The sequence below is a fragment of the Shewanella sp. NIFS-20-20 genome, assembly GCF_019209865.1.
Taxonomy (GTDB): domain Bacteria; phylum Pseudomonadota; class Gammaproteobacteria; order Enterobacterales; family Shewanellaceae; genus Shewanella.
Genome location: NZ_JAHUTT010000020.1, coordinates 1 through 12518, shown reverse-complemented (window position 1 = coordinate 12518; position 12518 = coordinate 1). Strand labels below are relative to the sequence as shown.

General features: G+C 43.1%; 15 protein-coding genes and 1 tRNA gene. 8 read left to right on the top strand and 8 right to left on the bottom strand.

Annotation, left to right across the window (positions count from 1 at the left end; all coding sequences use genetic code 11):
* Positions 1-19 precede the first annotated feature (19 nt).
* Positions 20-1051, bottom strand: a complete 1032-nt coding sequence (locus KU855_RS08395; protein ID WP_218529847.1) for a YncE family protein — start codon at positions 1049-1051, stop codon at positions 20-22.
* Between the two features lie 353 nt (positions 1052-1404).
* On the opposite strand from KU855_RS08395, the gene KU855_RS08390 reads away from it, so the two are divergent.
* Positions 1405-2334, top strand: coding sequence for a YeiH family protein (locus KU855_RS08390; protein WP_218529846.1), 930 nt, complete (start codon positions 1405-1407; stop codon positions 2332-2334).
* 507 nt (positions 2335-2841) lie between these two features.
* On the opposite strand, the gene KU855_RS08385 is transcribed toward KU855_RS08390, so the two are convergent.
* Positions 2842-2932: transfer RNA gene (locus KU855_RS08385), tRNA-Ser, on the bottom strand.
* Between the two features lie 88 nt (positions 2933-3020).
* Complete coding sequence (gene punC, locus KU855_RS08380; protein ID WP_218529845.1) at positions 3021-4265, bottom strand: purine nucleoside transporter PunC; 1245 nt, start codon at positions 4263-4265, stop codon at positions 3021-3023.
* Between the two features lie 117 nt (positions 4266-4382).
* On the opposite strand from punC, the gene punR reads away from it, so the two are divergent.
* The 6 genes from punR (at position 4383) to KU855_RS08350 (ending at position 7503) form a co-directional block, all read left to right on the top strand.
* Entirely contained in the window at positions 4383-5285 is a 903-nt protein-coding gene (gene punR / locus KU855_RS08375; protein ID WP_218529844.1) for a DNA-binding transcriptional activator PunR, read from the top strand.
* A 137-nt stretch (positions 5286-5422) separates the two neighbouring features.
* A complete protein-coding gene (locus KU855_RS08370) occupies positions 5423-6082 on the top strand; it encodes a Bax inhibitor-1/YccA family protein (RefSeq protein ID WP_218529843.1) in 660 nt (219 codons plus the stop codon).
* A 59-nt stretch (positions 6083-6141) separates the two neighbouring features.
* A complete protein-coding gene (gene tusD / locus KU855_RS08365) occupies positions 6142-6531 on the top strand; it encodes a sulfurtransferase complex subunit TusD (protein WP_218529842.1) in 390 nt (129 codons plus the stop codon).
* A gap of 2 nt (positions 6532-6533) precedes the next feature.
* Positions 6534-6890, top strand: a complete 357-nt coding sequence (tusC, locus tag KU855_RS08360) for a sulfurtransferase complex subunit TusC (RefSeq protein ID WP_218529841.1) — start codon at positions 6534-6536, stop codon at positions 6888-6890.
* Positions 6890-7171: a sulfurtransferase complex subunit TusB gene (tusB, locus tag KU855_RS08355; protein WP_218529840.1), complete on the top strand. Its 282-nt coding sequence runs from the start codon at positions 6890-6892 to the stop codon at positions 7169-7171. The genes tusC and tusB overlap by 1 nt, the downstream gene beginning before the upstream one ends.
* Positions 7165-7503: a TusE/DsrC/DsvC family sulfur relay protein gene (locus KU855_RS08350; RefSeq protein WP_218529839.1), complete on the top strand. Its 339-nt coding sequence runs from the start codon at positions 7165-7167 to the stop codon at positions 7501-7503. The genes tusB and KU855_RS08350 overlap by 7 nt, the downstream gene beginning before the upstream one ends.
* A gap of 51 nt (positions 7504-7554) precedes the next feature.
* On the opposite strand, the gene KU855_RS08345 is transcribed toward KU855_RS08350, so the two are convergent.
* Complete coding sequence (locus KU855_RS08345) at positions 7555-8475, bottom strand: manganese-dependent inorganic pyrophosphatase (protein WP_218529838.1); 921 nt, start codon at positions 8473-8475, stop codon at positions 7555-7557.
* 792 nt (positions 8476-9267) lie between these two features.
* Complete coding sequence (locus KU855_RS08340; RefSeq protein WP_198006586.1) at positions 9268-9684, bottom strand: hypothetical protein; 417 nt, start codon at positions 9682-9684, stop codon at positions 9268-9270.
* On the opposite strand from KU855_RS08340, the gene KU855_RS08335 reads away from it, so the two are divergent.
* Positions 9664-10968 (top strand): RNA-directed DNA polymerase, encoded by a 1305-nt coding sequence (locus KU855_RS08335; protein ID WP_102552418.1) that lies wholly within the window; start codon positions 9664-9666, stop codon positions 10966-10968. The genes KU855_RS08340 and KU855_RS08335 overlap by 21 nt on opposite strands.
* Here the strand turns inward: KU855_RS08335 and KU855_RS19050 are convergent.
* The 3 genes from KU855_RS19050 to KU855_RS08320 form a co-directional block, all read right to left on the bottom strand.
* Positions 10911-11096, bottom strand: a complete 186-nt coding sequence (locus KU855_RS19050) for an adhesion domain-containing protein (RefSeq protein ID WP_107686077.1) — start codon at positions 11094-11096, stop codon at positions 10911-10913. The genes KU855_RS08335 and KU855_RS19050 overlap by 58 nt on opposite strands.
* A 172-nt stretch (positions 11097-11268) precedes the next feature.
* Entirely contained in the window at positions 11269-11760 is a 492-nt protein-coding gene (locus tag KU855_RS08325; protein WP_241906723.1) for a hypothetical protein, read from the bottom strand.
* 87 nt (positions 11761-11847) lie between these two features.
* Positions 11848-12518, bottom strand: a 671-nt coding sequence (locus KU855_RS08320; protein ID WP_218529837.1) for an Ig-like domain-containing protein, incomplete at its 5' end; no start/stop codon positions are given.

The following is a 12518-nucleotide window of genomic DNA, read 5'->3' as shown; positions in this document are numbered from 1 at the left end:
CGATTGCCCTGATTTGTCGTTAATGTGGGATAAACGCAAGGCCGAAAGGATTAGCGCCAACAGAGATTTCTGTGAGGTATTCAGGTAAACCTCTCTGAGTGTGAGTCGTGAATACCGACACAGTATTTTGGGTCGATCCTGAATGGGTTATATAGATTTTTTGGCCATCGTCGGTAACCGAAATATTATGGGGAACTGGTTGTGGTGTATCGTCACTATCGATGAGTCGAAAGCGCCGGGCATCTAACGTATTCAATGCGGAGCTACCACCATCGGCAATGTTGGTCACATATAATCGCGAGCCCACGCCATAAATGCCATGCGCATTGGCAATTGATTTAGTACGTATTGCCCGAAAATGACTGAGGTTAACTCGAGTTAATGAACTGGCATCTTGGGATGCAACCCAAAGTTCATGTCTGCGTACTGGCGACAGAAATAAATGCGGATCGCCACCAACCTCTAATCGACCAGTGAGTGAGGGATAATTATTATTATTCTGATATTGAAGCACATAATCATTGCCAGGCACACCATCAACCAGACTTACATACCATTGTTCGCCATCATCACTGACCACAATATCGTGAGGTTTAAAACCGGCATCAACCAAGTCATCTGGTATCGAAACCGTCATGGTTGGGACTAATTGATTGGTATCTATGATGGTAAATGTGTTATCTATATCATTATTAACTAACAACTTTTGCGAGTTAGCTGCAGCCCACATATGAAACACTCCGCGGCCAGTGCTGATGGATGCTAATTGGTTAAAACCAAAGCTATCAAAAACCACCACACGATGATTAGCACGATCACCGACATATAATCTATTGTCTTTGTAAACCACATACATAGGTTCAGCAGTGAGTTCGCCTCCCGTTAACTCCAAGGTGCGGATCACTTGATCTTGGCTGACATCAATAATTGAAACCGTTCCAGCCTGACGATTGGCTACGGCAATATGGCCAGCTAACGCTGGAACTTCTGCCGCAATGACAGTTGAAATAAACAATGGCGCTATTAGCAAAAGCGATGTTAATTTTCGCATCGATGAGTTCCTTATTAAATGGGCAAATTAAATGACGATCTAAGGCTCAATCATAGGCAAACTTAGTGCGGTCATAGTTAACAAAAGTATCACAATACTGGCATTCGGCAGTACAGACCCCAATCGTGTATGCCACTGTACGAAAATAAGTGAAAAGATTTGGTCCAAATAGCCCACTGACACGTATAGGTAAATCAGTAGCATTTTAGTTAGTCAACATGTCCCTTGCGCTAATGGATTAGCGCCTTTTTTTTATCAAACGTTATAAAATAATATACTGAGTTACTAAGGTTAAGTGACACAGAAAAGTGGCTGGGTATAATAATACCTTCAACCATTTTCAGAATATTTTCATGGCTCTATTTTCTCAACGACCTTGGCAGTTTTGGTTATTCGTTGCATTAGCGTTTAGCTGTTTATTACCAGTGATGACCTCACCGTTAGCGCTTATTTTAGGTTTTGCCTTGGCGAATTTAGGTTGGGTGCCAACCAGTATTGATGTTGGCCGCTTAACCAAACGTTTATTATCTTTGTCTATTATCGGTCTCGGTTTTGGGATTAACCTGCAGCAAGCCATTGAGGTCAGTAGTCAAGGATTGCCGTTAATTGTCGGCTCTATTGTGACCACCTTATTGCTAACGCTTGCCTTAACCAAATTACTCAACATTGATGCTAAGACTGGCTATTTAATTGGCGCTGGCACGGCGATTTGTGGGGGTTCAGCCATCGCAGCGGTTGCGCCGGCTATCAATGCAAAGAATGATCAAATGGCGGTTGCATTAGCCTGTGTATTTATTCTTAATGCCTTGGCACTATTTGTTTTCCCCGTGCTGGGTCATGCCTTAGAGATGAGTCAGTATGATTTTGGTTTGTGGGCGGCTATTGCCATTCATGACACTTCATCTGTGGTGGGCGCTGCCTCTTCTTTTGGCGAGGAGGCCTTAGTCACGGCGACCACGGTTAAACTCGCGCGAGCCTTGTGGATCATTCCCTTAGCATTAGTGAGTACCTGGTTGTTTAAAGGTAAAAACCAACAATTTTCAGTTCCCTATTTCATTATTTGGTATTTAGTTGCCATGGTATTTTGTTACTTGCTGCCACAAGGCGCCTCGGTATACCAACTGATTTTTGAGGTTGCGAAACGTACCTTAGTAGTGTGCTTATTTTTAATAGGTGCAGGTATCACTGTCGCTAAAATGAAGCAAACGGGTTATCGGCCAATGTTGTTAGCCGTATTACTCTGGTTGGCTATCGCCTCGGGTTCTTTGTGGGCAATTTACTAAGGTAAGCTTGCTACGTTTGGGGCGAAAATGGATCACCAGTAAGCTGATAAAACCAAGCAAGGTGATCAGGGCACTGAGCAATCCAGACGTAGCTAAACTGCCTACAAGAGTGGCTAGGGCTACCAGAATGATAACGAGTTTCATAGGGGCCTCGGCTGACAAGAGTTAGCCGATTATCGGGGGTTTAGTTAAGGCTCACAAATAACTTATCTTGCTATTTTAGAACGATTGGTCACAACCACTTGCCCAGCTGACACCAAGTTAACGCAGCAGCGTGCCTTAGTGTAAAGCGGCTAAGTTAGTGCTTTGGTTAGAAAGTCCACGTGATTGCCGAATAGGCCGCTGTCATGGCGTTTAGCCGTTTTGAGATCAACAGCTAATAATGACGCGAACGTAGAGAGTTGAGCAACTCTGATGCCGATAGCCTGAATGGCTGATAGTAGTTGATAGTAGTAAAGAATAGATGCAAAAAAGGCCGCTGATATCAGCGGCCTTTCTCGACGAATTTGGCGGAGGAGCAGGGATTTGAACCCTGGATAGGCTATAAACCTATGCCGGTTTTCAAGACCGGTGCATTCAACCACTCTGCCACCCCTCCGTTGATGCGCATATTACTGAGATCATTTAGGCCTGTAAAGGCCTAAATGATAAAAACAAATCAAATGGCTAAAGTCTGTCCAGCCTGATTATTTGTCATCCAAAACACACTCAAGATTGCTAGTTTCGGCCGCTGGTTCAATAGCAGACACTGGCACGACATTGCTCTTTTGTAAAAAGTAGCCCAATAACACACCGACTGAACAAATTAAAATACCCCAACCAATCGCCATGGCACCATGACTAGCCCATAGCGCCACAATGCTTGACGCGCCAAAGGAAAGGCTTAACTGCAAAAAGTTCTGTACACCCGCAGCCTTAGTTGCATCTTGAGTGAATTGTTGTAAAGCGTTGTTCACCACGATTGGGTAAATACCGCCACTCGATGAAGCCAAAATTGAAAAAGCAATCAGTAATGGGAAAATACTGTCAAACTTAAATACGACCGTGCTTAATACAATGGCAGTGACACATGAACCAAAGACCAGCAACAACACGTTCAGCGCTGAGTCGCTCCCCAATTTACGGACCAAAATTTTACTGGCGTAGCCACCGACGATAAACATGATGGTTTGTGGAATAAAGCTTAAGCCAATTTCAGCGGCGGCATAACCATGCTGTTCCATCACGATTGGCCATACCGTTAAGTATGAGAAAAACGCACCACTACAGGCACCAAAAATAACTACGCTGCCAAGGAACTTACGGTTTTTCAGAATATCGATAAAACGGGTCGAACTACTGATATCCTGACGTTTAGTGCTCGCTTCTGCGGGGACTAACAGGTAGGTCATCAGTATGAGCATGGCGGCGATGATAGTCAGCACCACAAAGATTGCACGCCAGCCCATATGTGCTTGTACGAAAGCACCAATAATCGGAGCCAGTGCGGGTGACAAAGCAACTAACGGCATGATATTGCTGAAAATACCTTGAGCTTGTTCAGCGTCGTATTGCTCGACCACTAACGCTTGCCAAATCACAGCGGCACTACAAGCGCCTAGCGCTTGGCAGAAACGGGCGATATTAACAGCCATCATACTGTCGCTATTAGCAATAGCGACAGAGGCAATGCCAAACACGGCTAAGCCTAAGAAGAGTGAATTTCGTTTACCAATGCGAGCCACCAAAGGTCCATAAGCCAATTGACCACAGGCTAAACCCGCTAAAAAAGTGGTTAATGACATTGCCACTTGAGTTGGCGTGGTATTAAAGGTAGTTTCAATAGCATTGAATGCAGGTAAGTACATGTCGGTAGCAATAAATCCCAGCATACTCAGCAGGGAAAGATAGAAGAGAAACATGTAAAATTGGATACCGTTAGTTTTTTTCATACGAGATTAACATCATAAAAATAGAGACGATGCATTCTATAGGCTTGCTTACTTGGGTTGAAGCATTTATTTTTGAAGCATGCCATCAAAAAATTTCACAGCACAAGGATGACTAAGATGCTTTCTGAACAAGCCTTCGAACTAATCGATATCGTGGCGCAACATGGGAGTTTTACCGCCGCCGCCTATCGCCTGCATAAAGTCCCTTCGGCAGTCAGTTATGCGGTAAAGCAAATTGAAGACGAATTAGGTGTCAGTTTATTTGTCCGTCATCATCGCAGTGTGAGTTTGACCCCCGCAGGTGAACATTTTGTCAAGCAAGCTCGGCGAATGTTGAACGATATTAATCAGTTAAAACGCGAGACTCAAAGTGTCGCCAATGGTTGGCAACCGACCTTGGCAATTGCCTTAGATAATATTGTTAGGGCGGACAGAATTAGTGTATTAATTGCTGATTTTTATCGTGAATTTACTAATGTTGAGTTGATTATTCGTATTGAAGTTTTCAATGGGGTTTGGGAGGCATTGGCCACAGGTCGAGCCGATATTGCCATTGGCGCCACTACCGCAATTCCGGTCGGCGGCACGTTTAAATATAAAGATATGGGTGAAATCGACTGGGCATTTTTAGTGGGTAAACAGCATCCGCTTGCCGCCATTGATAGGCCACTTGAAGATGATGAGTTACGCCCCTACCCCTCGGTGTGTTTGGAAGACACCTCGAGAGAAATTCCTAAGCGTGATACTTGGCTACTGAACAATCAACGCCGACTGGTGGTACCCGATTGGATCCGCGCACTCAACTGCTTTAGTGGTGGTTTAGGTATTGGCTATATGCCACGCCATTTAGCCAGCATCTTTATCGAAAAAGGCATGGTACTTGAAAAACAATTGGTTCATCCCCGTGGGATCAGTCAATGTTGCCTCGCCTGGAATGCCAGCGCCATCTCGCCCGCTAAAGAGTGGGTGTTGAATTATCTTGGTGATGGCGAAAAGCTGCATAAAGAGTGGCTGACTTAATGAATTGGTTAGTGCATTAACATAAATTTATTAATGATTGCCAAAGACTAGCATTGACCTAGCCGGTGGCTAGGTTATTATTTTACTATTCGATAATACACATTTAGTCCTGAATTACCTCGCTGATGGAGAGCACCATGAATCAACAAAATGTCTACAGTGGCAGTTTATCAACCTTAGAGGTTAATAAACTCCTGAAGAATACCTACATGCTGTTAGCCATGACATTAGCTTTTTCAGCACTCTGTGCTGGTTTTGCCATGGCCATGGGCATCAGTCCATTAATGTCGATTGGCTTATCAATCGGTGGCTTAGTCCTGCTGTTTGTGACGCTTCGTAAAGCCGATACCGCCAGTGGTTTATTGTGGGTGTTCGCCTTTACCGGTATGGAAGGTGCGTCGCTTGGTTACATCCTAAACCATTATGTCGGTATGGCTAATGGCCCGCAGTTGATCATGCAAGCGCTCGGCTTGACCTCTGCTATATTCTTCGCCCTTTCAGCTTATGCGATTGCTACCAAGAAAGATTTTTCGTTCATGCGTGGTTTTTTAATGGCTGGCTTAATCGTCGTCATAGTCGCGATGGTGATTAATATCTTTTTGGGTAATAGCATGGTCTTTATGGCTATGAATGCTGCCATCGCATTATTGATGACCGGATTTATTCTTTATGATACAAGCCGGATTGTGAATGGTGGTGAAACTAATTATATTCGTGCCACCGTCGCTTTGTACTTAGATTTCTTAAACTTGTTCTTAGCCATTTTACACTTACTGGGTATGAGCAACGACGATTAATGCGCAACATCAGTTTCTAGGATAAAATGGCCCGTTCGCGGGCCATTTTTTATTGGGTTATGAGTAAATTAATTATACAAGTGAATGGCAAAGTTTACGGCAATGTGGCCGGCTATCACGCTTATCGCTTCACTGAAGCCGCCATCGAGCAAGGTCATGAGATAGTTTGTGTGTTTTTTTATCAAGATGGTGTGAGTCATTCGAACAATTTATTAGCGCCGGCAACAGATGAATTCAATCTTCATCAAGCCTGGATCGGCTTGGCGGATAAGCATCAGATTGCACTGATCAATTGTGTCTCTGCCGGTTTGCGCCGGGGGGTTCTCAGTCAAACTGAAGCTAACGAACTAGGTTACCAGCACTTTAATTGCGCCGATCCCTTCGTGATGGGCGGCCTTGGAGAATTGGTGACTGGGATTGAACGCGCTGATCGATGGGTAAATTTTTAATAATGAAAAAACTATGCGTAGTATTTAGACGAGCGCCATTCGATGGTGCTCACGGCAGAGAAGGCATAGATTTTGCCTTACTCAGTGCCAGTTTCGATCAAGAGGTTAGCATTATCTTCTGTGGGGAAGGTGTCTTAAGCTTACTTCCTGATCAACAACCGACATTGATTGGTGAGCGGGATTATTTAGCCACCTTACGAGCGTTCCCTTTATACGACATCGAGCAGGTATTAGTATGTCAGGCATCATTGGCAGAATATGGCTTGATTAGAACGTCGTTAGCCATCCCCTGCGATCTGGTTACGGTAGATGTTATTTCTCAGGCGCTAGCCGATGCGGATGAAGTGGTGGTTTACTAATGATTTTACATCATATCCAAACATCGCCTGCTGCCGATGGCGCACTCAAAACCTGTTTACGCTATCTGCGCCGTGGCGATAGTGTACTTTTGACTGCCAATGCAGTGAATGCTTTATTGGTCAGACAATATGCGATGGCCTTATCCCCCTTTAAAATTTATGTGTTAAAGGATGACTTAGTCGCTCGTGGCTTGGCCTCATCGCTAGCGAAATATCAGCAAATAGATCATGCTGACATGGTCGATTTAGTGATAACCCATCAAAAGGTAATTACATGGTAAATTCTATGGAATTTAATGGTGTAACCATTGAATTAGATCATCAAGGTTACTTGAAGAAAGTATCCGATTGGAGCGAAGCATTAGCCCCGTTGATTGCGGCAGAGGAAAATATCGAATTAACTCCAGCTCATTGGGAGGTAGTTAATTTTGTGAGGAATTTTTACCTAGAATACAATACCAGCCCCGCCATTAGGGTGCTTGTTAAAGCCATAGGTCAAACGCTTGGTCCAGATAAAGGCAATTCTAAATACCTCTATACCTTGTTCCCTTTGGGGCCTGCAAAGCAAGCCACAAAAATAGCAGGCTTACCAAAGCCTGCTAAATGTATATAGATTATTTAACCAAGCCCTAATGATTAGGGCTTGGTTGCTGATGCAAAGGAGTTATGCAAAAGCGAGTTGCAGCTGAGGTACGACTTGCTTCTTACGGCTTAATACACCCTCTAACCACACGCGGCCATTTTCAGAAGCTTTACCATAAGCCTTATGGGATAAATGCTGGTCATCAGAAATAATCAACATTTCCGAACCTTCTTTCATAATATCCGTCAGTAATAAGATCACACTGTGACGTTGGCCTTCTTGCTTAAGCAACGCAATGTCCGCTTCTAATTCGGCTTTGATTTCATCGAACACGGCAAGATCAATCACTTCAAGTTGGCCAATACCGATGAGGTTACCATTCATGTTGAAGTCTTTAAAATCACGCATCACTAGATCACGAGCCGGCGTGCCTTCCACTGCTGATTTTACTTTGAACATATCCATGCCCAAGGCTTTAAAATCTTCGACACCGGCGATTTCGGCTAACGCTTCAACACAACGAATATCGGCAGTCGTACAGGTTGGAGATTTAAAGATCACTGTATCACTTAAGATAGCGCATAGCATGATGCCCGCGATATCTTTAGGAATGGCTACACCATAAAAGTCATACATCATTTTAATGACAGTGTTGCTGCAACCCACTGGACGGATCCAACACTCTAGTGGCGTCGATGTGGTCAGATCACCTAATTTATGATGATCAACAATCCCCACAATCGTCGCTTCGGCAATGTCATCGGGAGCTTGGGTTAATTCAGAATGATCGACAATATATACCTGCTCACCCGCATAATGCTGTTTGTATTCAGGTGCATCAAAACCAAATCGTTCAAGAATGAACGCGGTTTCTGGAGAAATATCACCTAAACGAGTGGCTACTGCTGGCTCGCCAATTTGATTTTTCAAATACGCTAACGCAATGGCACCACAGATGGAATCAGAATCAGGGATCTTATGTCCCACTACATAGATAGTCATGGCTTATTTCTCTCAAAAAAATTTTGAGCATTTTAGCAAAAAATCTCATTAAATACATCTAGCCCTACCATTCTACTGACCATCAATTGCGCTTTAATGCCGATGCTATTTTTGGATAAAACGCCCACATTAAATGGTTAACCTTATAATTTCAAACCAATACTTAGCGGGTCTATTACTTGATAATTTAGCCAAAACATTGAAATTTAGCGCTCTCAACCATGTGTTGTGCCAAGTCATTTCCCCGGACAGCCAGATTAATCTGGCGGGGCTTGAGCAGTGCTTATTGAATTCGGATTAGTTAATATTGCCGTCAGCCTAAGCCTAGTTTGTTCGAGTTAGTAAATATGGCGTTTACCCTGAGACAGGATTTATTAGCGTATTCAGGGGTCTGAAGCCCAATGGAACGAAAACGTACGCTAAGCTTCTTACTCCGCTAAACGCTCACTTACCAACTTCTTAGCAACCCGTATTACTGTACGATCTGAGACATTGGTAAGTTTGGCTGTGTCACTGATACTCAGCTTGTTGACAACTCGTAGCTGATAGATTTTTTCGTGTAGAACGGAATCGGCTTGTCGCCCTCTGTATTTGGGGGTTTGCGCCCATTTCAGCGAAAAGTCCAACGTGAGCCTACAGCCCTTTATTTATAAGGGCTGGCAGGGATCGCTTACTCTCTAATATCCTTCTTAGGCCACCAGTTCGACCATGCTCTCTTCTCTCCAAGGAAGGCTCTAAGTTCTCAAGCAGTTTTATTGTCTTTTTGAATAGTAATATGCCAGTAGCTCTAATCTAAGCGCACCCACTTGGAGAAGAAATAGGTGCATTTATTTCGAGAGATTTTCCTTGGAACCACTTTCGCCATCCTGTAGTTTGTCTTGATACATGCCCAAGTTGTTCAGTCAAAGCAACCAGAGCGCCATGAGGCAAGAATTTTAATTCCCAAGCTAACATTAATAAACTTTGTACGGTTTCTAAAAGTGCACTAAGTTCTAGTAATAAATCTAGGGCTCGCAATATTCCTTCGAGAGATTTTCCGTACAAATTAGCTTGAACAGAGTAACGAATACACTTCGTGAGTTCGTTGAGGATTTGTTCTCCTGTTGTAAAGCGAAATGCTTTGGGTAAGTGTTGATGTTGGTTCCAATACAATTTGTACAACTTTTGTAAATCATAGTAGAGACGATTATGACGAAACTCTTTATTCAAAATTCAAACCTTAAATATCACCATCAACTCGCAGCAGAGTTGCTGCAATGTGTAAAAGCTTCGGGAAGCAGTCAACAAAAATCTGCTAACGCTTTAAAGTTCCCGAAACTATGCCATGAGCTGTCAACCGAAATATTAACTAATACATATCAACCTTATCCTTATCATCATTTTGCAATCACAGAACCTAAGCTTAGAGAAATATACGCCCCAGCATTTAGAGATCGTATAGCTCAAATGTGGATTGCACTACAATTGGCACCTATTATGGAAAATCAATTCATTGATGACACCTATGCCAATAGAAAAGGTAAAGGAACTCTTGCTGCTATTGCAAAAGTTCAAAAACTAATGCGCCAACCACGACATACTTGGGGGCTACAGCTCGACATTTACAGTTATTTCAATAGCATTAATAAAAGAGAGCTTCTAACGCAACTACACAATCTCATTTACAATTCAAAATTAAGCCCATTGCGCCAATATTGCCTAGCAAACCTAATAGAAAAGATCATAGAGCAGGATGCCACGAAGCTACAAAACGAGCGAACTGGAAACCAATACTTACTTAACCAAATCCCGCACCATAAGAAGCTACAGTTTAACAATACGGAACAGGTTGGGTTGCCCATAGGTAGCGTTACTAGTCAACTCTTCGGTAATTTTTACCTCAACAACCTTGACCACGAAATAAAACACACACTGAAGGTTAAGGGGTACGTTCGGTATATGGATGATTTATTTATCTTATCTAATTCGCCTGAAAAATTGCAAGAATGGAAAGAACATATTGAATGGTATCTCACTTCTCGCCTGCAATTAAAATTACATCCTACAAAGGTGCATTTATCACCTATTGAGGAGGGGTTTGATTACTTGGGATTTCGTGTATTTCCCCATTATAAACATGTTCGCAAAACCACCATTTCATCATTGAAAGAGCGTTTGCGCTACTTTAATGCGATTCTAGACACTGGTGCGATTAGTGTCTTTTTAAGATCTAGACCAAGTCGAGGGAGATGGAGTAAGCATGCTATCCATTACGCACCACTTTACACTCAGCTAAAAGCTATGCAATCAACGATAAATAGCTATTATGGACTGCTTAGCCAAGCCAATCATTGTCAATTGAGAAAACAAATATATCATAAAAATTTTGGCGAACTTAAACGTTATTTATTACCCAATAACTGTTATTACAATCACTTCACCATAAAGAAGGGTCTTCACTTTAATAAGATGGCTCCGGATACTTTATGTTGGCCTGAGACGCAGGATGCGTAGTTCGTGTTGCTCGGATTGTTGCTGTTGACGTTGCCATTGTTGAGGTTCACGTTGTAATAGTTAGAACCATCAGGAGTCGCCGACCAATAGTTGTTGTTGGTCGGCCAACCGCGCGCGTTTGCATTTATTGTTTAACTCGAAGTGTTGCCTTTCGACTCGCTTCCCTTGAATACCCATAAGGTCATAAATGCCGATAACATACCAGGGCCCACATGTTAACACCTTAACGTTAACATTCTCTGAGCACGACATTGTCGCTATGTTCCCTGTTGATTTTCCGAGAACCATCTTATTAAAACGTTATATCGCTTGCTTGACAGCAATCAACAACCAATCTGATGAAGAGCTTGAAGCTTTCGTCATCATCACTTTATTGACGATTGCTTCGGGTAAAAATAATCGAACATATCGACGATTTAACAGATCGTCATCACAAGGGTTACAAGGTAATTTCTCTTCAATATCGTCCATTTGAGCACGCTGCTCTTGCCTCCAAGACTCCCACTCAGAAAAATCGATGATTATTTCTAACTCAATAACAGCCTCTGTACCTATGTCAATTCCAGCTTGCTTTAATGATTCTATAGGAAGCCCACCATACAACACCTCTCTTCCATTCAATTTCTTAACCTTTTTCCTTAACACCTTCAATGTCGGTAATTGGTCCTGTTTAGATACCCACTGCTGCCAACCAAAGAGTGATTGCTCATAGAAACGTACAAACATCCCCTCTTTTATGCCAACAATACGTTGACTGCTTTCAACCAATGCTAATTTATTTTCAATATTCACCTATCTTCCCCCTTTTAAAAAGTGCCAGATGCAACTCTGGCACTTCAAAAATTAAAAATTAAAACGTTAAACTCTAAACGCTCAACTTTAAGGATTTGAGACGCAGGATGCGTAGTTCGTGAGGCTCGGATTGGTGCTGCCGACGTCGCCAAGGTTGAGGAGCACGACGTAATAGCTAGAACCAACAGGAGTCGCCGACCAATAGTAGTTGAAGGTCGGCCAACCGCGCGCGGTAAACATATTACCAAATATGTCGTATAGCTCCCCTTTTAACTCGTCTCTTGTCGCTACACGCCAGTTTGTCCGTCCGCCGAGACTACGGGTGTTGTAGGTAGTACATAGTGCATTTGCGTTAGTCCAGTTGAATAGGTAGAAATTACCACTTGGGCCGTAAGTTCCATTTTCATTAAAAATACCGTCTGTAGCACTACCGCCAATGCTGTCTAAGTAGGCCTTTGATGGTGAATTGGTAAATAACTTACCTGTACCTGTATCAAAGATATCAATACACGCCCCCGATAAGTCAGCACACACATTCACATCCACCGTATTACTGGTCACGCCATCCTTCGTGGCCGTGAGGGTCGTATTACCCACCTCAACCGCAGACAATAAACCGGCTGATGACACGGTAGCCGTCGCCGTATCGATAGGAGTCCACGTCACTGAGCTAGAGATGTCAGAGGACGTCATATCACTGAATGTCGCTGTTGCAGTTAACTGCTGAGTCTGACCTTTTGCTAAGTTGACCGGTGAAG